This is a genomic window from Veillonella tobetsuensis, from assembly GCF_002959935.1.
Lineage (GTDB): Bacteria > Bacillota > Negativicutes > Veillonellales > Veillonellaceae > Veillonella > Veillonella tobetsuensis.
On sequence record NZ_PPDF01000012.1, the window covers coordinates 302,660 to 325,312 of the forward strand.

Genomic DNA, 22,653 nt, shown 5'->3' on the forward strand with positions numbered 1-22,653 from the left:
AGGAGAATACAAGTTCCTTGAACTTGTTTACATAGTATGTCAACGAAAAAGATTAGAAACTTCTGTATTATAGCTCATATTGACCATGGTAAATCTACCATCGCCGACAGATTAATTGAATATACTGGCACATTACAAAAACGAGAAATGGAAGCGCAAGTCCTAGACTCTATGGATCTTGAACGAGAACGTGGTATTACTATCAAAGCGCAATCCGTTCGTATTTTGTACAAAGCTCAAGATGGGGAAGAATATATCTTAAACCTCATCGATACACCGGGCCATGTGGATTTCAGCTATGAAGTATCTCGCTCTCTTGCAGCTTGTGAAGGTGCATTGCTCGTAGTCGATGCTGCACAAGGTGTAGAAGCACAAACGTTGGCAAATGTGTATCTCGCTTTAGAACATGATCTTGAAATTATTCCTGTTGTCAACAAAATTGATTTGCCTTCTGCCGATCCTGATCGGGTTAAACATGAAATTGAAGATATCATTGGTTTAGACGCATCAGAAGCAGTATTATGTTCAGCTAAATCTGGCATTGGCATTCCTGATATTCTAGAAGCGATTGTACACAAAGTTCCTGCACCAGCAGATAAATCTGACCAACCTACGAGAGCATTGATTTTTGATAGCCGCTTTGATGCTTATAAAGGTGCTATTGCTTATGTGCGTGTACAAGAAGGTTCTATCAAAATGAAGGATACGATCCGCATGATGCATGATAAAAAGGATTTTGATGTAACTGAGCTTGGAATATTTACACCGAATCTTGTACCGGTACAAGAATTACCATGTGGTTCTGTAGGCTGTATTGCGGCGAGTATTAAAAATGTAGCAGACTGCCACGTAGGTGATACTGTAACATTAGCGGATAATCCTGCTCCAGAACCATTGCCAGGCTATCGCAAGGCCGTATCTATGGTATATTGTGGTCTTTACCCAACAGAGTCTAAAGATTACGAAAACCTTCGTGATGCATTAGAAAAATTACAGCTTAATGATGCTGCCTTAGAATATGAAGCAGAAACATCCTTGGCTCTCGGCTTTGGTTTCCGTTGTGGTTTCTTAGGCTTACTACATATGGATGTTATTCAAGAGCGCTTAGAGCGTGAATATAATCTAACACTTATCACTACGGCTCCATCTGTTAACTACAAGGTATATAAAACAAATGGGGAAATGCTAGAAGTGGATAATCCTGCTAAGTTACCACCTCCAACGGAAATCGATTATATTGAAGAGCCTTATGTAAAGGCTACAACGATTGTGCCTAAAGATTTTGTTGGTACTATCATGGAATTGTCTCAAGATAAACGCGGCGAATACCAATCTATGGAATACTTGGATGAAACGCGTGTATCCCTTGTATATCACTTACCATTGAGCGAAATCATTTATGATTACTTTGATAAATTAAAATCTGCTACAAAGGGGTATGCATCTCTTGATTATGAATTGATTGGTTATAAACAATCTCCAATGGTTAAGATGGATATCTTGTTAAATGGAGAACCTGTAGATGCATTATCTATCATCGTTCATAAGGACCGCGCTGCTACACGTGGCCGTGCATTAGCTGAGAAATTAAAAGAATTAATTCCTCGTCAAATGTTTGAAATTCCTATTCAAGCAGCAGTAGGCACAAAAATTGTAGCTCGTGAAACTGTAAAAGCTTGGCGTAAAGACGTTTTAGCAAAATGTTATGGTGGCGATATTTCTCGTAAACGTAAACTCTTGGAAAAACAAAAAGCCGGTAAGAAACGTATGAAGTCTGTAGGCTCAGTAGAAATTCCACAAGAAGCTTTTATGGCGATATTAAAGGTAGAAGATTAATATGGAAACAAATCATAATGATTTGTTTGTACAGCGGGATATGGGGATATACGTCCATATCCCGTTCTGCAAACAAAAATGTATATATTGTGACTTTCCAGCATATCAAAATTTAGAGGAATATTACGATACATATCTGTATGCCTTGGTTCAAGAAATGACTATGTTCGGTGATGCATATCCCAAATCTCGCACTAAACTTGTAGATACTGTTTATTTTGGAGGCGGTACACCGACGGAATTATCCTTATTACAGTTAGAACAAATTTTGAATACCATTAAAACTACCTATAATGTATCTCCTGATTGTCAGTTTACCATCGAATCAAACCCTGGAGAGGTAGATCAGGCTTATTTAAAGGGGCTGCATAAGTTAGGATTCTCTCGTATCAGTTTTGGGGTTCAAACTTTTAATGATAAATCTCTAGTAAGTTTACATAGAAGTCACAATCGTGAGGATGCTATAAATGCAGTTCAATGGGCTTTTAAGGAAGGATTTCAAGATATTAATATCGATTTAATATATGGATTACCGAATCAAACAACTGATGAAATTAATAAAAATTTAGATATTGTTAGTACATTGCCTATTAATCATATTTCTACCTATGGTTTACAAGTAGAACAAGGAACACGATTATATCATTTGGTTGATAAAGGAGTCATTTCTTTACCTGATGAATCAACAGAGGATACGATGTATGACATGATGATGCAAGGGATTCAAGATTTGGGATTTGAGCGTTATGAAATATCCAATTTTGCGAAAGATAAGGCCTATAGTAAACATAATCTAAAATATTGGCAATATTGTGATTATTTAGGTTTTGGTGCTGGTGCTCATTCATTTTTTGATAGTGTAAGAAGAGCTAATAATCGCAATGTCATGCCTTATGCTAGAAAAATAGACTGCTTTGAATTTCCTGTTGTAGATGAGGAAGTTATCGATTCCAAAAGAGCTAGAGAAGATTATTGTTTTTTAAGCTTGCGAACCAAGTGGGGAATCAATACAGTCGATTTTGCTAACAGATTTAATATACGATTAGAAGATATATATGGCTCTATTTTAGATAAATTAATTGAAAAGAATTTAATTATACAAGATGGCGACTTATATTATCTTACGCCAGAAGGTGCTAAGCATGGAAATTATGTATTTAGCCAATTTATAAAAGGGTAAGATATTTCACAGTCTTTCAATAAATAAGATGTTATTATATTTGGGATGATGATGAATGTGCATGCTTATTTAGGAGGAACGATGAAGACATCTGTTATATTACATGGTTTACATAATGAATTTTCTTTGGACCAAATGAAAGCATGCATAAGTTTGGCGGAAAAATATGGTGGTTCTTTTCGGCATGTTGTGACGGGGATTCAAATTACAGGCATTGAAAAGGATGATAAAGAACAATTAATTTCAGAATTACCTGAAGGGGTTACAACGGTTATCCATAGGGGCGTAAATTCTTTAATTGCCTGTGTTGGCAAAGGTAAATGTAAAAATGGTCAAATGGAAACGCAAGATTTAGCCGATTATATTGAACGTAAACATTATGGGCGTAAAACGAGTCATAAATGTAAAATTGGTATTAGTGGTTGTGGTCGTAACTGTCCTGATGCTATGGTTAAAGATATTGCATTTATTGGCACATCTCAAGGTTTTATGCTTGCTGTGGGTGGCAATACAGGCATGCGGCCAGAAGCCGGTCAAATACTACTTCGTAAATTAACTATTGAGCAAGCAAAAAAAGCTGCAGATATTTTAATTGACTGGTATGCAGAACATGGAGAACCAAAAGAAAGAATGGGGAAACTATTAGAACGACTCGGCAATCCGTTAGAAAAAATTAATTTATAAATAGAAATAAACTCCTAGTTATAGTTTGACTAGGAGTTTTTCAATTATTAGTACTCATAATTACTGATGATAGTTGTCTTTTTGACTATTTTGTGAAAATTCAAAAATTGTCTTTTTGACTAATTATTTAAAAATATTATATTGTCTTTTTGACTAAACTGATTTTATTAGGCTTTTTAGGGATAAAATTACTTGACAATTTATTTTAGTATGGTAATATTATACATGCGATTAGCACTCAAATGTTTTGAGTGCTAACAAGTGAGGTGTCATTATGGATGAAAGAAAACAACGCATCTTACGAGCGATTATAGAGGATTATGTCAAATCCGCTGAGCCTGTTGGTTCTAGGACAATTGCTAAAAACTATGATTTAGGTATTAGTCCTGCCACGGTGCGTAATGAAATGTCCGATCTTGAGGACTTAGGATACCTAGAAAAACCTCATACATCGGCTGGACGGATACCGTCATCAAAAGGCTATCGCTTATACGTTGATTCTATGATGCATCAAGGTCCAGTATTAGATGAAGATGTGAAACAAATCCATACGATATGGAATGATTCACAACTATCGGGCAATGAAATGCTGTTACATATGGCGAGATTAGTTTCTCAGATAAGTCATAGTATGAGCTTGTTATTAGCACCTGGCCATGATCAAGCATTATTAAAATATATACATATTTTACCTCTTGATGGTCACCAAGCTGTTATGGTTGTTATAACTGCAACCGGAGCACTTGATAATGAATTGATGTATTTTACATCACCTGTAAAAGCTGATGAAATACAACGACTAGCTATACAATTTAGCAATGCTGTTCAAAACAAGTTTTTAAGGGATATTACATCGGCTCATATTAGTGCTATTATCGCTCATATAGACGGTCCAAAATCCGTTTTATTACAAATCGGAGAAACCTTATTAAGGGCCATCACTAAACGACGCTTATTTTATTCGGTAGGTACTACAGAGTTGTTATCACAACCGGAGTTTAAAACGGTAGAAAAGGTACAACCTGTACTTTCACTATTAGAAGAACAACAACAATTAGGTTACATATTACAAGACGATTCAAATACACCAATAAAGATAAAGATTGGTTCAGAAAATCAAACAGAAGCATTGAATGATATGAGCCTAATACAAGCTGATTTCTCTCAAGAGAATAATCAACTTGGGACGTTGGCTATTTTAGGGCCTACGAGAATGGAATACGGTCGCATAATTAATATGCTTTCCTATATGAAACATTTAATGGAAACGATGGCAAGGAATCAAACATAGAAAGGGTAAGGCATGTCTGAAGAACAAATTAAACAAGATGTGGTAAATGAAGAGGTTACAGAGCCTACAGAAGGTACCACAGAACAAACCGAAACTCAAAACGCTGAAGAAGCCGTAGTTGATGCAGGTCAAGTGTTAGATGAATTAAAAGCTGACTTTGATAATCGCTATAAACGCTTGCAAGCTGATTTTGAAAATTTTAAACGCCGTACTAATCAAGAAAAAGAACAGTTAGCAGGATTCGTTAAAGGTGATGTTTTAATGGACCTACTGCCTGTATTAGATAATTTTGAACGTGCTGTTGCAGCTCCTGCCGAAGGAGATGCAAAGGTATTTCTAGATGGATTTATTATGATTCATCAAAATTTGATGGCTATGCTATCTAAACATGGTTTAGCTGTTATTGATGCAGTTGGACAACCATTTGATCCAAACTTCCATCAAGCGATTATGCGTGTACCATCAGATGAATTTGAATCTGATATGGTATGTGAAGTATTGCAAACTGGCTATACTGTTGATGGTCGTTGTATTCGTCCTGCAATGGTAAAAGTTGTTGAATAGATTATAAAGTATTAGGAGGTCATATATTATGGCAAAGGTAATTGGTATTGATTTAGGTACTACAAACTCTTGTGTTGCGGTTATGGAAGGCGGCGAACCTACGGTTATTACTAACCAAGAAGGTGCTCGTACAACTCCTTCCGTTGTTGGTTTTGCAAAAAATGGCGAACGTTTAGTTGGTCAATTGGCTAAACGTCAAGCTGTATCTAACCCTGAAAACACAATCATTTCTATTAAACGTCACATGGGTACAGACTACAAAGTAACTGTAGAAGGTAAGTCTTATACTCCTCAAGAAATTTCTGCAATGATTCTTCAAAAAATCAAAGCTGATGCAGAAGCTTATTTGGGTGAACCTGTAAAACAAGCTGTTATTACAGTTCCTGCTTACTTTACAGACTCTCAACGTCAAGCAACAAAAGATGCTGGTGCGATTGCAGGTCTTGAAGTACTTCGTATCATCAACGAACCAACAGCAGCTGCTCTAGCATACGGCGTAGATAAAGATGAAGATGGTAAAGTTCTTGTATTTGACCTTGGCGGTGGTACATTCGACGTATCCATTCTTGAACTTGGTGATGGCGTATTCGAAGTATTGGCAACATCTGGTAACAACCATCTTGGTGGTGATGACTTCGACCAACGCATCATGAACTATCTTATCGAAGAATTCAAAAAAGAAACAGGTATCGATTTATCCAATGATAAATTAGCTGATCAACGTTTAAAAGAAGCTGCTGAAAAAGCAAAAATCGAATTGTCTGGTGTAGCTAGCACAAATATTAACTTACCATTCATCACAGCTGATGCAACTGGTCCTAAACACTTAGACGTAACATTAACACGTGCTAAATTTGAAGAGTTGACTGCTGACTTGGTACAAGCTACTATTGAACCTACTCGTAAAGCTATGAACGATGCTGGCTTATCTGCATCTGATATCGATAAAGTGTTGTTAGTTGGTGGTTCTAGCCGTATCCCAGCTGTACAAGAAGCTATTAAAAAAGTATTGGGTAAAGAACCAACTAAAAACGTTAACCCAGATGAATGCGTAGCTATCGGTGCTGCTATTCAAGGTGGTGTATTAGTAGGTGAAGTTAAAGACGTATTGTTACTAGATGTAACTCCATTGTCTCTTGGTATTGAAACAATGGGTGGTGTATTCACACGTATCATTGATCGTAACACTACAATTCCTACATCTAAATCTCAAGTATTCTCCACTGCAGCGGATAACCAACCATCTGTAGATATCCATGTATTGCAAGGTGAACGTGAGTTCGCAGCAGATAATAAAACATTGGGTCGCTTCAACTTGGATGGTATTCCAGCAGCTCCTCGTGGGGTTCCTCAAATCGAAGTAACATTCGACATCGATGCTAACGGTATTGTACACGTAAAAGCTAAAGACTTGGGCACTCAAAAAGAACAAAAAATTACTATTACTTCCTCTAGCGGTTTGAAAGAAGAAGAAATCGATCGCATGGTTAAAGAAGCGGAAGCTCATGCAGCAGAAGATAAAGCTAGAAAAGAAGAATTAGATATTAAAAATAATGCAGATTCCTTGGTATACCAAGCTGAAAAAGCATTGAAAGATCTTGATGGTCAAGGTGATGCAGCTTTATTGAAAGAAGTTGAAGAAGCTAAAGATAAATTGAAAAAATCTATCGAAGCTGGCAACATTGAAGATATCAAAAAAGATAGCGAAGCTTTAGAACAACCATTACACAAATTAGCTGAGCAAATGTATGCAGCAGCACAACAAGCTCAACAAGCAGCTGGTGGTGCAGAGCAAGGTCAACAACAAACAAAAGCTGATGACAATGTAGTTGATGCTGATTACACAGTAGTGGATGACGATAAGAAATAAGAAGGGTTGGTAACTAATGGCACGAGATTATTATGACATCCTAGGGGTCAGTAAAAATGCCTCTCAAGATGAAATTAAAAAAGCCTTTCGTAAAAAGGCACGCCAATACCATCCTGACGTAAATAAAGACAATCCAAAGGAAGCAGAAGCGAAGTTTAAAGAAGCAAACGAAGCTTACGAAGTATTGTCTGACGAAACAAAAAAAGCTCAATATGACCAATTTGGCCACGACGCCTTCAAACAAGGAGGCGGCGCTGGGGCCGGTGGTTTCCAAGGTGGCTTTGGCGGTTTCGGAGGCCAAGCTGGAGGCTTTGGTGATATCTTTGGCGACATTTTTGGTGGCATGTTTGGTGGCGGTCGTCAACAACAAGGCCCTCAAAAAGGTAATGATCTACGTGAAGATATCGATATTTCCTTCGAGGATGCAGCTTTTGGTAAGTCCATGTCAATTAACATTCAACGTCATGAAGAATGTACTCATTGTCATGGTACTGGCGGCGAACCTGGATCTAAGGTAGATACATGTCCTAATTGTCATGGTTCTGGTCAAGAGGTAGTTATTCAAAATACACCATTTGGTCGTATGCAATCTGCAAGAACTTGTTCTCGTTGTCATGGTTCTGGTAAGGTTATTGAAAAATCATGTTCTAAATGTCGTGGTTCTGGCGAAATCTTAGCAAAACGAAAAATTGATATTAAGATTCCTGCTGGTGTAGATAATGGTTCACGATTACGCGTTGCAAATGAAGGTGAGCCAGGTATATTAGGTGGTCCAAAAGGCGACTTATATGTTTACATTTATGTACGTCCTCATAAAGAATTTGAACGTAATGGTAATGATGTTATCAGTAGAGTGAATATCAGTTTTGCGCAAGCTACATTAGGTGCGACTGTACAAGTTAATACCTTAGATGGTAAAGTAGAATTAAAGATCCCAGAAGGCACTCAAACGGGAACTGCATTCAGACTTAAGGGCAAAGGTATTCCTTATTTACGCAATCCAAAACAACGGGGCGATCAACATGTAGTCGTTACTGTACAAACACCAAAAAAATTAACTGATGCACAACGTGAATTATTACTTAGATTTGCAAAAGAAAGTAATGAGGATGTAAATAATCTACAAGTTAGCAAAAGTTTATTTGAAAAAATAAAGGATCGTTTAACTAAATGAACAGCTCTGATGCGTGAATGGTTTGTTCCTGCGCATCAATAGTAAAGGAGCACAATATGCAATGGATAGAAATATCCATTGTCTGTGAAAGAGTAGCCACCGATGAGGTGACTACTCTTTTTGACGATTATGCAGACAATGGAATCATAGAAGAAGATATTGATGATCAACCCAATTTAATTAAATTAACTCTATATGCTGATCCATCTCTTGATACTGATATGATTAAAATAGATTTAGAAAAACGCCTTACAGAGGCAAATATAGACATTAAATCGATAGAAGCACATATACTAGATGAGTCTACTTGGTTAAATTCATGGCAACAATATATTGAACCTACAGAAATTTTACCTAATATTGTCATTAAACCTGCATGGCAAGATTATGATAATGTAGACAATAAAACGATTATTGAAATAGATTCTGATATATCTTTCGGTACAGGATCTCATGAAACGACGAAAACTTGTGCAGAACTTTTGAAGAACTATAGTGTATCTATGGAGCTTGATAAGGTTACATGTTTAGATATAGGTACTGGTACAGGCGTACTTTTATTAGTAGCAGCTCAATTAGGCATAAAACATTTAGTCGGCATTGATATTGAGGAATACGCTGCAAATCAAGCTAAAATTAACTGTGCAAATAATAAGGTACATGCAGAAATTATTTGTGGTGATTTAGATCGTGATTTTAATGGCAAAGCTAATTTAATTTTAGCTAATTTGACCGTTGATCCTTTAAAAATATTATTACCACAAATTGGCAGAAAGCTTGAAGATAATGGTATTTTAATCATTAGTGGTATCATTGATGAGCGGTATGATGAAATCTTTCCGTATATCACTGAACATTGGCATATTATAGAGGAACGCGTGGCGGGCCCATGGCACACCTTTGCGTTAGAGAAACCATGAAAAAAATATTTATTCCTACACCATTAGATGAAATAATAGAACTACCGAAAGATGTGACACATCATGTGCTACATGTATTTCGTCATAATATGGAGAAACCTATCACTGTAACAGGCAGTGATAATCGTTGTGGTATGTATCAGATTATCGAAGAAGTTGATGGTAAGGCACAAGCTAAGCTTATTGATTATGTAGAGTCTAATATAGCTACATATCGTACTATTCTTGTTCAATCTTTATTAAAAGGAGAAAAGCTTGAGTGGGTACTACAAAAGGCTACAGAGCTTAATGTAGATACGATTTATCTTGTATCAACGACTAACTGTGTAGCTAAATATGATGATAAGAAACTACAATCAAAAGTCAGTCGTTGGGAAAAAATTATGCTCGAAGCAGCCCAACAATGTGGACGAAATCAACTGCCCACACTTGTGGTAGGTGAAAAACTTTCACAAGTCCTTGAAATCGAGGGTGACGCATTAAAACTAGTAGCCTATGAGAATGAAGAGGGACATACTATTAAGACTGCACTTGAATCAATACATAGTAATCAAAATATAACTGATATTCTCATCTGTATTGGTCCTGAAGGGGGCTATCAAGAGAAGGAAATCAATGCTATTATAGAGAGTGGTGGAAAATCTGTTTCTCTTGGTAATACTATTTTACGAGCAGAAACTGCTGCCATTGGATCATTAGCGATGATTCAATATGAATTAGAACTATAAATTAAATAAGAATAGAGAGGTGCAATGAAAACCGTTGCTTTTACAACCTTAGGCTGTCGTGTCAATCAGTATGACACAGATGCTATGAAAGGTTTATTTTTACAAAATAATTACGAAGCAGTAGACTTCGATGAAAAAGCTGATATATATGTAATTAATACATGTTCTGTAACAAATATGGGGGAAAAGAAATCCCGTCAATTGATACGGAAAGCAAAACGTCAAAATGAAGATGCTTATGTAATCGTTACCGGTTGTTATGCTCAGCTTGATCCAGATGCGATTGCTGCTATTGATGGTGTTAATCTTGTTATCGGTACAAACAACCGTTCTAAAATCGTTGAGCTCGTAGAGCAATTGGAATCTACTGAACGTCAAATCAATGCGGTTCGTGACATTATGAAAGCGTCCAATTTTGAGGAAATGCCATTATTTGGTAACGAATCTGATAAAGCGCGAGCTTTCATGAAAATTCAAGAAGGTTGTAATAACTATTGTTCTTTCTGCATCATTCCTTATACTCGTGGTAAGCTGAAGTCTCGTAAGATTCAAGATATCGTAGAAGAAGCTAAACGTTTAGTAGAGCACGGATTCCACGAAATCGTATTAACAGGTATTCATTTAGGAAACTACGGTGTTGAGTTACCAGGTCGTCCTACCTTGGCTGATGTAGTAAAAGCTTTACTAGAAATTCCTGAGTTGTACCGTATCCGTTTTGGTTCCATTGAATCCGTAGAGGTTTCTGACGAACTAGTTGAATTAATGGCTACCGATAAGCGTGTATGTCCGAATTTACACCTGCCACTACAAGCGGGTTCAGACCATGTATTGAAATTGATGAGACGTCACTATACACTACAAGAGTATAAAGATCTTATTGCCAAGTTGCGTTCTCGCATTAAAGATTTATCCATTACAACAGATATCATTGCAGGTTTCCCACAAGAAACAGATGAAGATTTTGAAGAAACATTGAATACAGTACGTGAAATTGGGTTTACCCATATTCACGCTTTCCCATATTCTATTCGTGAGGGAACGCCTGCAGCGACTATGCCTGATCAAGTACCTGAAGCCGTTAAAAAGACTCGTGTAGCACTTTTGAATGGTCTTAGTCAAGCTGGTTATGAAGCATACGCAAAATCTCGCATTGGTAAGCCTGGTGAGATTCTCATCGAAAAAGAAGAGAATGGATACTATATGGGCTTAACAAATGAGTATGTAAATGGTAAAGTTAAATCTGATGGGGCACATAATATTGGTGATCTTATTGGCGGTATTGTTGTTGGTTTAGAAGATAATTATTTAATTATTGAATAAGGAGTCTAATTATGAGCGATTGCATTTTCTGTAAAATTATTAATGGTGAAATTCCTTCCAATAAAGTATTAGAAAACGATAAATTCTATGCATTCCATGATATTCAACCGGTGAAAAAGGTGCATGTTCTAATCGTGCCTAAAAACCATGTATCTAATATTGCGCATCTTACAGAAAAAAATGCTGACTATGTAGAAGGTTTGCTACCATTTGTTCGCGATGTAGCTAAAGAATTAGGTATTTCTAAAGATGGTTACCGCTTGATATTTAACACTGGTGGTAAAGCTGGTCAAACTGTATTCCATATGCATGCACATCTATTAGGTGGCGAGGAAATGGGCTGGCCAGAAGCATAAATTATAGCTTAATGTATTTTTTTATAATACTTATTAAAATTCCTATAAAATATACCGGAAAATATTGACAGAACCTATGTCTATACATATAATATTATATGTGCGTATGTAAATTATCAGCACTTCCCGAGATTAATTTTGGAGGGAGGGATATAGATGTCTGAAATCAAAGTCGGTAAAAACGAAACGCTTGAAAGTGCTCTTCGTCGATTCAAACGCTCCTGCCAAAAAGCGGGTGTTTTGTCTGAAGTAAGAAAACGCGAACACTACGAAAAACCAAGCGTAAAAAGAAAGAAAAAATCTGAAGCAGCAAGAAAACGCAAATTCAGAGCATAAGATGATTACCCTAATTCTGCCTTTTCATGGCTTCATGAAATTCAGAATTAGGGTTTCTTTATTTTATCCTATGGTATCTATTACTTAGATTATTATCTAGTATATATATTAATCAAATTGGAGGTTACTATGAGTTTAAAAGATCAATTAAAAGAAGATATGAAAGCAGCTATGAAGGCTCGTGAAGAAGGCAAAATCGCCTTATCTGTAATTCGTATGGTGAATAGTGCTATTAAAAATACAGAAATCAATGACAAAGTAGAACTTGATGATAATGGTGTGTTAGGCATTCTTGCTAAAGAAATGAAAACACGTCAAGATTCTCTTACAGAATTCGAAAAAGCAGGTCGTGAAGATTTAATAGCACATGTAAAAGAAGAAATGGCAGTTCTTCAAAAATATATGCCAGCACAACTTACTGAAGAAGAAATTCGAGACGTAGTAAAAAATGCTATTGCTGAGTGTGGGGATAATGTAAATATGGGTAATGTAATGAAACATGTAATGCCTCATACAAAAGGTCGTGCTGATGGAAAACTCGTTAATACTATTGTAAAAGAATTATTAGGATAATTCAGTATTAGTTACCAATCATACAAAACTATAAAATTCTATAGAAATTATTTGACAAGAATTTTCTCAGTGTGGTAATATGTACTCAAGAAAATAATTAGTCAATGAAGACTCCACTGGATAGGTATGCAGATTGTATATCTATGTTGTTGGAGTCTTTTTTTATGGCGTAGGAGGCACAAAATGGCTAAAAAAGATTTATTGTATTACATTCCTGCAGGTCAATATGGTAAAGAAGGTGTTTTATCTCTATTAGAGCAACATCCGGAAATTAAATTCGTTTCTCTTGTAGGCATTGACTTGGCTGGTAATGATACAGATGAAAAAATTCCAATGTCTGTATTTTTTGATGACTATGAATCCTTCTTTGAAGGCCGTGCCGTACAAACAGACGGTTCTTCCGTAGTATTGACTAATATCGCTACATTAAATAACGCACGTGTTGATATGTGGGGGGATCCTGATGTTAACTGGTTCGTTGATTATAACTATGAAAATATCGATGAAGCAACAGGTTTACCAACTGGTACATTACGTATTCCAGCGTTCTTGATGCATAACTATCGCTATGTGGATTCTCGTTCTATCTTAAAACGTAGTTGTGATTATGTTCGTGCTGAGCTTTTATCTTTAATTAAAGAAAAAGGCATTCCTAGTATGCCACACATCAATCCTGATGAAATTGTAGACATCGTATTCACATCTGCTACTGAATTAGAATTCTGGGTAAAAACTCCATCTAAAACAGTTACAAAAAAAGAATTGTCCGTATCTCAACGTCTACAAGAACAATACTGGCAACGTACTCACGGTACCGTTCGTACTGCTTTAGAGCAAGCTGTAGAACGCCTTGATCAATATGGTATGGTTGCGGAAATGGGCCATAAAGAAGTAGGTGGCGTTAAAGCTAAATTAGATGAAGATGGTCATGAAGCAGTCGTATTGGAACAATTAGAAATCGATTGGAAATTCTCTAGCAATCCAATGCAAACTGCAGATAATGAATTACAAGCTCGTATTATCGTTCGTGAAGTATTCCGTGAAAACGGTCTTGATGTAACCTTTAATGCAAAACCAATTATTGGTGTAGCAGGTTCTGGTGAGCATACTCACTTTGGTGTAATGGCAAAGCTTAAATCTGGAAAACTTGTTAACTTATATAGTCCAGAAGATATGAAAAAAGAATCTTGCAGTGGCTTAGGTATTGGTGCAATCATGGGTCTATTAAAACACTATGAAGCAATTAACCCATTCATTAGTTCCACAACAGATTCTTTGAATCGTTTAAAACCAGGATTTGAAGCACCTGTATGTATTGTTACTTCTTTGGGTACGGATCCATCTGAACCTAGCCGTAACCGTACAATCCTTTGTGGTTTGATTCGCGATATTGACAATCCAATGGCAACACGGTTTGAATTGCGTTCTCCAAATCCTTACACTAATACATATACTGCATTGGCCTTGATTTTTGTCTCTGCTTTTGATGGCATGAAATACGCAATTACAAGTGGTAAAACACAGGCTGAACTTGAAGCAGAACTTTCAAAAGAAGCTGGTCAAGATGCAGACTACTTACAAAAAGAACGCGCATTCCGTTCTGAAAAAGATGTATTTGAAGACTTTACTCAAGAAGAACGCAATCAAATGTTTGGCGTTGCACCTGCTACTGTATGGGAAAATATTAAAGGTTATAAAAACAATCCTGACTTAGTTAATACGTTAGCTCAAGGCGACGCATTCGCTCATGACTTAATGGATTCTTTCATTGCGTCTATCTTAAAACGTTGGAAACTCGTATTAGCACATCGTATTATTCCTGATAATATGGATACTGTTAGACAAATGGTTTCTATTCATACTGACAGCCGTAATAGTATTGATGACAAACGCTTTGCAGAAGTTAATGACTTGCGTTTCTATCTTGCAAAAGACAGTGATGATCGTAAATCCTTATTCACACGTATCGTAGATGCATTGCGTGAAGAAGATTATGATACTGCATCTGCATTACAAATTGAAATGAATGACAAAATGGAAGAGTTAGAAGCTAAATATGCTAACTATAGCAAAAATATTTTCTAAAACTTTCTATTAAAGATAAAGGTCCACCCATTCTCGGGTGGACCTTTTAGCTGTTTATATGTAAAGAATATACAGGAAATTCCATTATTCATTATGTAAAAATTTCTCGACTAATACTAGACTACACACTAGTACAAAGATAGAAATGGCCCATATTAACATGTCCATTGCAGATTCATGAGATATAATCAATACAATTAATACTATATGACATAAAAAAGACCGTACACCCGTACGGTCTTTTAATACATCCAGTAATAGGATAGAAAAAATCAATTAGCAATCTATTAGATATCTGCTTTAATTGCTTCTAATGCAGCGTCGAAGTTAACAGCTTGTGTTACTTCAGGTACATATTCAACATATGTTACTTTATTGTCTTTGTTGATTACTACAACACCACGAGTTAATAGACGTAATTCCTCGATTAAGAAACCATAGTTTTCACCAAAAGAAGCATCTTTATGGTCAGATAATGTAACAACTTTGTCTACACCTGCTGCACCACACCAACGTTTTTGAGCAAATGGAAGGTCCATAGATATTGTTAATACAACAACATCTTCGGAAAGGGATGTTGCATCTTGATTGAACCAACGAGTTTGTGCATCACAAACACCAGTATCAAGGGAAGGTACTACAGAGATAACTTTTACTTTACCTTCGTAATCTTTCAATGTTTTAGGTTGTAAATCGTTAGATAATACTGTGAAATCAGGTGCTTGTTGACCTACTTTAACTTCAGGACCAACTAATGTGATAGGACCACCTGCAAATGTTACGACACCAGTACGTTTTTCCATGTTTCATTCCTCCTAAGAGTATATATACAAAATTGATTAAACAATAATTCTACAGTTAGTATACCATTTCTAAATATTTAAGTAAACTAATTTTTTCGATATAGTTTTTTATTTGAAAAAGACATGGATTTATTGTTTTGTGGTAGAAGAAATAACATGTAAATGGTACGATAGAAAGATAAGAGGAGGTTATTTAATGAATCCATCTGCTATTTTTAAAGAATTTTTTCGCCGTGAAGGTATATATTACCTTATAGGATTAACTATGTTAATCGCTATTGATGTGGCATTTTTAATTGTTCCTCAATTAATAGGTAGTGCTATCGATACATTAAGTCAAAATAAAGAGGGCTTAACACAATACATACTATATTTTATTGGGTTATTAATAATAATTACAGTATTAAAGGTTATTTCTCGTCGTACTTTACTAGGGTCTATACGACGCATGGAGTATTTATTTCGTCAAAAATTATGTGCTCGAGCCTTAGAGATACCAACGACATACTATGATGTTAATGGTCCTGGTAAGGTTATGGCCTTAATGACCAATGATGTTACATCACTACGTGTTGCACTAGGTTTAGGCATCATGCTTTTGGTAGATATTATTTTGTACTCCCTATTAGGATCTATTATATTAATTCAAAAAATAGATTTTTTATTAGCCTTAAAAATAATGACACCTGTCTTGATTATTTTAATATCTATATTCACTTTGGGACGTCGTTTAAGAAAAAAACAACGTCAAGCTCAAACAACCTATAGTGATATGACAGAATTTGGGCAGGAACTATTCCAAGGTATGGAGGTCATTCGAGCTTTTAATAAAGAAGCTATCATTAGTGGATTGTTTAATCGTATAAACAAGAAAAACTACAAAGACAATATGAATGTTGCAATACTCGATGCAGTTTTATCACCACTTACAATGATTGCTCCATTTATTTGTATCAGTATTAGCATGTATATATGTGGTACGTTAGCTGTTGAAGGACTTATGACAGTAGGGGAATTCGTTACAATTAATGCTTTTATTATGCTAATTATAGGGCCATTAATTTCTCTCGGTTCTTTAGTTGCCATTGTTCAAAAAGGACTTGCTTCATTAGATAGAATTATTGATTTTATGAGTTTACCTGCCGAATGTAACAGTACCGATGGAAAACAGCTTGCTTTAGGTGATATAGATATTAGATATTTAAATTTTACCTATGATGAAGCAAAGACATCAGCTTTACGTCAACTTAATATTACCTTTAAAAAGGGGGAGTTTGTTGGTATTGTGGGGAAACCAGGATCTGGGAAAAGCACACTATTTAAACTCTTATTAGGGCTACAAAAGGCACCTGCAAAAACGATTTATATTAATAATCAAGATATTACAAGTATACCTATCGGTACTGTACGAAACTCTATTTCTTATGTTCCAACACAATCTTATTTATTAAGTTCAACCATTGCTGATAATATCAGTTTTGGCTATGAAAACGAAAATCATATTACTGTATCTGAGGCAGCTAAAAAAGCACAGTTATATCGTGATTTAGGGAATGACTTAGAGAATTCATTAAGTGTATTAGCTGAAGAGGGACGCGATTTATCAGGCGGTCAAAAGCAGCGAATCAATTTAGCGCGTGGCTTTTATAAAAATGCTCCATACTTGCTCTTAGATAATTGTTTCTCTGCATTAGATGCCATAACGGTAAATGACATGATTCAAACCTTGAAAGCTACTGAAGATAAAACCATTTTATGTATTTCTCAACGATTAGAAGTAATAAAGGAGGCAGATCGTATCATTGTTTTTGATGATGGTATGATTCGTGAAATTGGTAACCATCAGGAGTTAATGAAAAAAGAAGGATTATATTATCAAATGTATACAGCACAGAATAGGGGGGCGACTAATGAAATTAAAATATAATGACTGGCGCCTATTCACCTATCTAACACGGTATATTAGGCCTTATTTATGGCTACTAATTTTAGCTAGTTTTTCATTAATCTTTAATTTACTATCTACATTAATACGGCCATATCTATCGAAACAAGCAATCGACTTAGGTTTTGCTGTAAAAGATTTACACACCATACAATATTATGCAGGAGTATATGCTATAACCATTATATGCAGTGTTATTTTTATTCTTTTACAAAATTATTTACTTGCCACTTTTGGTCAAAAAATTATCTATCATATTCGCAGTTCTGTTTTTGAAAAGATTCTTCATAAGACAGCTGCTGATTTTCAAACCTTACCGATTGGTAATTGGGTAACGCGGATTACTAATGATGTTGAGTCACTTCGAACCTTATATACCGATGTATTATTAAAACTCATTAGTAGTGCATTGATGATTATAGGTATATTAGTTTTTATGTATGCTATAAATGTACCATTAGCGATTGTGATGACTTTGTTAATTCCTATTATGGGATTTATCATTTGGGTATATCAAAAGTTTTCTCGCCGTGCATTTCGTCAAGTTCGTTCATCGGTAGCCGCATCCAACTCTAGCATCAAAGAATTGTTAAACTATATTTTGATTGTTAAGACTTATTTGGGTGAAAGAAGTATTGAACGTCGATATGATTCGGTAAATCGTGATTTTTTGAATGCTGGTATATTTGAAGTAACTACGTTTTCTATATTTAGACCTCTCGTAGATGGACTATTCTTTGTAGCACTTATTGTTATTTTTACTATGACAAATTTATTAGATTCTGTAGCTGATGCAGGTACAGTATTTGCTTTTATTCAATATATGGATCGATTCTTTCAACCGATGAAAGAGATTGCTGATAAATATAATTCCTTACAAAGTGCCTTGGCCGGTGCAGAACGATTGATACCTATATTAGACGAGCCAAAACGTGAATTAGTAACAACTGTTCCCGAAGAATTTAAAACCATTGAATCTATTCAGTTAAAAGATGTGAGTTATTCGTATGATAATAATGAAACATATGCCCTCAAAAATATATCTTTTACAGTAAAAAAAGGCGAATATATTGGAATTGTCGGTTTATCTGGCAGTGGTAAGTCTACATTACTCTCACTATTAATGGGAATATTACGTCCTACTAAGGGGCATATATACATTAATGGTAAAGATATACATAACTATGATGCTTCTATGATTAGAAATATTATGGGATATGTGTTTCAAAATGCTTACCTGTTTAAAGGCTCCATACAAGATAATCTTAATTTATATGATTCCTCTATTTCTATGGATACAATCATAGATGCTACTAAAAAGGTTAAATTACATGATATGATTGAATCATTGCCTGACGGCTATCAAACTTCGGTAGGGTATTTAGGATCGTTGTTATCAGATGGGCAAAAACAATTGCTAGCATTTGCACGAACTTTAATTTTAAATAAACCAATTCTTTTACTTGATGAAGCTACTGCTAATATTGATAGTCATACAGAATTACAGATTCAAGATAGTATTGAAACTATTCGTGGTGAAAAGACTATTATAAATGTGGCTCACCGTTTATCAACTGTACAAAAAGCAAACCGTATATTTGTTCTTTCATATGGTAATATTGTTGAAAGCGGACCATTTGAAGAACTTATGCAACATAAGGGGGATTTTTACCAATTATGGAATCATCAAAAATAGATTATATTCAATCTAAAGACAATAAAACGATTAAACACATCATTAGTCTACAGCAGAGAAAATTTCGACAAAAATATAGTGAATATATTGTGGAAGGCGTTCGTGCCGTTACAGATATTGCCAAAAAAGGTTCATTACGTTCAATTTTTATTAGAGAATCAAAACGTAATGAATTAGAGCCTATGATACAACGAGAAATGAATATACCCTCTATATATTTAGTACAGGACCCCATTTTTGATAAGATTGAACATACTGTAAATGGACAAGGCATCATTGGTATAGCTAAAAAAAGAGAACTAAACTTACAGTCCTTTTCCATTGAAGATGGATTATATATTGCTCTAGACGGCGTACAAGATCCAGGGAATTTAGGGACTATAATTCGTACAGCAGTAGCCGCTGGGGCTAAAGGTATAATTTTACTAAAAGGTACAGTAGACCCATATAATGAAAAATGTGTTAGAAGCACAATGAGTGCATTGTCTAACATTCCTATTTTTGAAGATATTACATTATCTGAGTTTTATGACTTTGTAAAAGATAACGATATATCAACTTATGTAACATCATTAGAAAATGCTAAGCCATATCATTCTATTACATACAATCCGAGAACTATGATTGTTTTAGGTAATGAAGGGAATGGAGTAAGCCATGACATTATACAACTGTGTGATCAGGCTATAACTATTCCTATGTATGGAGATATAGAATCTTTAAATGTTTCTATTGCAGCCGCACTATGTATGTACAAAGTAAGAGAACAAATTTAATATATCATGTTACATACCCTGTCATCGATTATCTATGATGACAGGGTATGTAAGTTATGTGAAAATGATATAAAAAGTCCGTTGTCAGTACACAAGCATCACTAATTTGTATTGATTTTTAACTCCTGTATTTGTTAAAATAACATATATCCTTTGTGGGTGAACATCGTTCTCCCATTTTTTTACGAAAAAAGAGGCACTCATATGTCAAAATTAATCATAAATGCCGATGATTTTGGCCTTCACACAGCGGTTAACGAAGGCATTATCTCTGGGCATACAAAAGGTGTTATTACTAGCACGTCCTTATTGGCAAGTGGTGCTGCTTTTAATGAAGCAGTAGAAATGGCAAAAAAATATCCTAAGTTGGGTATTGGTATTCATATAGCATTAGTAGGCGGGCTAAACCCTGTCAGTGATCCCAGTGAAATCCCTACTTTGGTAACTAAAGAAGGTGTATTTGTTGATTCCTATGTAGAATTTATGAAGCGTATTTATAGTGGCTCCATAAATTACGATGAGGTAAGAAAAGAAATCCGTAGTCAAGTCTCTAAAATTATAGATACTGGTATTAATGTAACTCATATTGATGGACATCAACATATGCATGTATTACCCAGTATCATACCTATCATCTTACAACAAGCTTTACAGCATAATATTAAAGCGATTCGTATACCTAATGAAAAAATGTTTTTCTTAAATGGCATATACAATCCTGTTCGTATTGCTGGAAAATGTGGTTTGAGTACAGTAGCTGCACGAGCGTTACCCATTATTCGTAGTATGGGAATTCATAGTACCCAATATTTTTGGGGCATGATTAATGGTGGACAATTGGATGAGCGTGTTCTGCTATCCATTTTAAAAGAAGTTCAATCCTTATCCGGAACTCACGAAATAATGACTCACCCAGGTAATAATAACTTAGTGCTAAATCAACATTTCAATTGGGATTACCATTGGGAAGAAGAACTATCAGGAATGATGTCTGATCATGTACGTAGATATATCAATCAACATAATATCGAACTTATAAATTATGGGGATCTATTATGAGTAAGATGATGAGACGCGGTATATTGATGTTTTTTTTATTATTGGCCGTATCTCTAGGAATTATTTATTACACTATAGATTTAGAAGCTCTTAAGACAATTACAACGTTTAATCATGAATCATTATTCTTAGCTATATTGGCCCTTGCGTTGGGGATGTATTTTGATGGATTAAGATTACAGCGACTCGTGCGAATAGGTGGTTATCAACTATCGATAAAAGCAGTTCTTCGTGTTATTTTTAGTAACTACTTTATGGCTATGTTAACACCAGGTGCCAGCGGTGGTGCTGTTGCTCAAGTTCTAGTATTAAAAAGTTATAATGTGCCTATAAGTAAAGGAACTCCAATCGTATTAATACGAACGGTTTTTTCTATTATGTTTTTAGTGATTATGTTGCCTTTTGTATTTCTATATGATGCTATAGAAATCCCATATATTTCACGAGATATGTTATTGGTATTCTCTTTTTTAGCTGTTATCGCTACATTAATTGGTACATATATTCTCCAAACCGTATATATGAGGCAATTTGTTTACAACTTAGCACAACGCTATAAGGCTAATAAAACCAAAGACTGGTTAGCTAAACTTGAAACTTTAAATCAAGGTCTTTCATTATTATATAAAAAGCCTGTTCAATCCTTTATTGTATTTATAGAATCAGGATTAAGTCTAATATTCTTATACTGTATAGCACCGGCCTTAATGTTCGCTTTTACTACAAATGTACCAATCATTACGATATTAGATCGAATGATATTATTAAATTTAATACTTTACTTTGCACCCACACCAGGGGGAACAGGTATTGCAGAAGGATTATTTATTTTACTTTTTGCACCATATGTACCAAGTGGTACCGTTGGTATTATAGCTGTTGCGTGGCGTGTAATGGCAGAGTATATTCCATTTTTTATCGGTATGTATGCTGTATTAACTTTATATGGACGTCAATTTGTCGCTCAGGAAACATCAAATTAAAATAAGGAGAATTAGTATGTCAAAGCCAAAAAAGGACAAATTCTATTTAGTTCAAGAAGATATTTTACCAGAAGCAATAAAAAAAACTATTAAAGTAAAAGAAATTCTAAAGCTTGGTGAGGTTAAAACGATTAATGAAGCTGTTGAAAAGATGGATTTAAGTCGTTCAGCCTATTATAAATATAAAGATTATGTATTTCCATTTTTTGAAATCGCCCAAGGTAAAATTGTAAGTATTACCGTATCTATGTCAAATGAATCTGGTATGTTATCAAGTGTATTAAAGGCTATTGCTGATAAAAATGGCAGTATTTTGACAATTAATCAAGACATTCCTTTACAAGGAATTGCTAATAGTAGTATTTCTTTCGAAACAAAAAATCTACAAGGTTCTTTAGAAGAACTTTTACATGATATACGCAATATGAAAGGAATCATTAAAGTAGAAATTTTAGGCCAAGCATAATTTGCTTT

Annotated in this window: 21 protein-coding genes; 20 read left to right on the forward strand and 1 reads right to left on the reverse strand. The window is 35.1% G+C overall.

The annotated features are described in order from the left end of the window. Window positions 1-36 precede the first annotated feature (36 nt). The 14 genes from lepA (at window position 37) to VTHSUH11_RS07430 (ending at window position 14,917) form a co-directional block, all read left to right on the forward strand. Window positions 37-1,836 (forward strand): translation elongation factor 4, encoded by a 1,800-nt coding sequence (gene lepA / locus VTHSUH11_RS07365; protein WP_105093181.1) that lies wholly within the window; start codon window positions 37-39, stop codon window positions 1,834-1,836. A 1-nt stretch (window position 1,837) separates the two neighbouring features. Next, window positions 1,838-3,016 carry a radical SAM family heme chaperone HemW gene (hemW, locus tag VTHSUH11_RS07370; protein ID WP_105093182.1) on the forward strand — a complete coding sequence of 393 codons (1,179 nt, stop codon included), beginning with the start codon at window positions 1,838-1,840 and terminating at the stop codon, window positions 3,014-3,016. 81 nt (window positions 3,017-3,097) lie between these two features. After that, window positions 3,098-3,700, forward strand: a complete 603-nt coding sequence (locus VTHSUH11_RS07375) for a nitrite/sulfite reductase domain-containing protein (RefSeq protein ID WP_059362375.1) — start codon at window positions 3,098-3,100, stop codon at window positions 3,698-3,700. Window positions 3,701-3,974: 274 nt separating this feature from the next. Next, the gene (gene hrcA / locus VTHSUH11_RS07380) at window positions 3,975-4,991 is read left to right on the forward strand and encodes a heat-inducible transcriptional repressor HrcA (protein ID WP_105093183.1); all 1,017 of its coding nucleotides are present in this window, start codon (window positions 3,975-3,977) and stop codon (window positions 4,989-4,991) included. 12 nt (window positions 4,992-5,003) lie between these two features. Beyond that, window positions 5,004-5,555 carry a nucleotide exchange factor GrpE gene (gene grpE / locus VTHSUH11_RS07385; RefSeq protein WP_105093184.1) on the forward strand — a complete coding sequence of 184 codons (552 nt, stop codon included), beginning with the start codon at window positions 5,004-5,006 and terminating at the stop codon, window positions 5,553-5,555. A 28-nt stretch (window positions 5,556-5,583) separates the two neighbouring features. After that, complete coding sequence (gene dnaK, locus VTHSUH11_RS07390) at window positions 5,584-7,425, forward strand: molecular chaperone DnaK (protein WP_105093185.1); 1,842 nt, start codon at window positions 5,584-5,586, stop codon at window positions 7,423-7,425. A gap of 16 nt (window positions 7,426-7,441) precedes the next feature. Next, window positions 7,442-8,599: a molecular chaperone DnaJ gene (dnaJ, locus tag VTHSUH11_RS07395; protein WP_105093186.1), complete on the forward strand. Its 1,158-nt coding sequence runs from the start codon at window positions 7,442-7,444 to the stop codon at window positions 8,597-8,599. Window positions 8,600-8,655: 56 nt separating this feature from the next. Continuing rightward, entirely contained in the window at window positions 8,656-9,519 is an 864-nt protein-coding gene (locus tag VTHSUH11_RS07400) for a 50S ribosomal protein L11 methyltransferase (RefSeq protein ID WP_105093187.1), read from the forward strand. After that, the gene (locus tag VTHSUH11_RS07405) at window positions 9,516-10,247 is read left to right on the forward strand and encodes an RsmE family RNA methyltransferase (protein WP_105093188.1); all 732 of its coding nucleotides are present in this window, start codon (window positions 9,516-9,518) and stop codon (window positions 10,245-10,247) included. Before VTHSUH11_RS07400 ends, VTHSUH11_RS07405 begins: the two co-directional genes overlap by 4 nt. Window positions 10,248-10,271: 24 nt before the next feature. Beyond that, the gene (gene mtaB, locus VTHSUH11_RS07410; RefSeq protein WP_105093189.1) at window positions 10,272-11,567 is read left to right on the forward strand and encodes a tRNA (N(6)-L-threonylcarbamoyladenosine(37)-C(2))-methylthiotransferase MtaB; all 1,296 of its coding nucleotides are present in this window, start codon (window positions 10,272-10,274) and stop codon (window positions 11,565-11,567) included. 11 nt (window positions 11,568-11,578) lie between these two features. Then, window positions 11,579-11,923, forward strand: coding sequence for a histidine triad nucleotide-binding protein (locus VTHSUH11_RS07415; RefSeq protein ID WP_009351489.1), 345 nt, complete (start codon window positions 11,579-11,581; stop codon window positions 11,921-11,923). Between the two features lie 156 nt (window positions 11,924-12,079). Then, window positions 12,080-12,259, forward strand: a complete 180-nt coding sequence (gene rpsU, locus VTHSUH11_RS07420) for a 30S ribosomal protein S21 (protein WP_004695751.1) — start codon at window positions 12,080-12,082, stop codon at window positions 12,257-12,259. Between the two features lie 129 nt (window positions 12,260-12,388). Beyond that, a complete protein-coding gene (locus VTHSUH11_RS07425; protein ID WP_059362398.1) occupies window positions 12,389-12,832 on the forward strand; it encodes a GatB/YqeY domain-containing protein in 444 nt (147 codons plus the stop codon). Window positions 12,833-13,015: 183 nt separating this feature from the next. After that, entirely contained in the window at window positions 13,016-14,917 is a 1,902-nt protein-coding gene (locus VTHSUH11_RS07430) for a type I glutamate--ammonia ligase (RefSeq protein ID WP_105093190.1), read from the forward strand. Between the two features lie 287 nt (window positions 14,918-15,204). On the opposite strand, the gene tpx is transcribed toward VTHSUH11_RS07430, so the two are convergent. Continuing rightward, window positions 15,205-15,720: a thiol peroxidase gene (tpx, locus tag VTHSUH11_RS07435; protein WP_059362404.1), complete on the reverse strand. Its 516-nt coding sequence runs from the start codon at window positions 15,718-15,720 to the stop codon at window positions 15,205-15,207. Between the two features lie 196 nt (window positions 15,721-15,916). On the opposite strand from tpx, the gene VTHSUH11_RS07440 reads away from it, so the two are divergent. The 6 genes from VTHSUH11_RS07440 (at window position 15,917) to VTHSUH11_RS07465 (ending at window position 22,645) form a co-directional block, all read left to right on the forward strand. Next, on the forward strand, window positions 15,917-17,647 hold the full coding sequence (locus tag VTHSUH11_RS07440; protein ID WP_105093191.1) for an ABC transporter ATP-binding protein: 1,731 nt from the start codon (window positions 15,917-15,919) through the stop codon (window positions 17,645-17,647). Next, on the forward strand, window positions 17,631-19,361 hold the full coding sequence (locus VTHSUH11_RS07445) for an ABC transporter ATP-binding protein (protein WP_105093192.1): 1,731 nt from the start codon (window positions 17,631-17,633) through the stop codon (window positions 19,359-19,361). Before VTHSUH11_RS07440 ends, VTHSUH11_RS07445 begins: the two co-directional genes overlap by 17 nt. Further along, on the forward strand, window positions 19,343-20,137 hold the full coding sequence (locus VTHSUH11_RS07450; protein WP_105093193.1) for a TrmH family RNA methyltransferase: 795 nt from the start codon (window positions 19,343-19,345) through the stop codon (window positions 20,135-20,137). The genes VTHSUH11_RS07445 and VTHSUH11_RS07450 overlap by 19 nt, the downstream gene beginning before the upstream one ends. Before the next feature lie 204 nt (window positions 20,138-20,341). Then, window positions 20,342-21,196 carry a ChbG/HpnK family deacetylase gene (locus tag VTHSUH11_RS07455; protein ID WP_105093194.1) on the forward strand — a complete coding sequence of 285 codons (855 nt, stop codon included), beginning with the start codon at window positions 20,342-20,344 and terminating at the stop codon, window positions 21,194-21,196. Next, window positions 21,193-22,179, forward strand: coding sequence for a lysylphosphatidylglycerol synthase transmembrane domain-containing protein (locus tag VTHSUH11_RS07460; protein WP_105093195.1), 987 nt, complete (start codon window positions 21,193-21,195; stop codon window positions 22,177-22,179). The genes VTHSUH11_RS07455 and VTHSUH11_RS07460 overlap by 4 nt, the downstream gene beginning before the upstream one ends. Before the next feature lie 16 nt (window positions 22,180-22,195). Next, complete coding sequence (locus VTHSUH11_RS07465; RefSeq protein ID WP_059362422.1) at window positions 22,196-22,645, forward strand: ACT domain-containing protein; 450 nt, start codon at window positions 22,196-22,198, stop codon at window positions 22,643-22,645. Window positions 22,646-22,653: the final 8 nt, after the last annotated feature.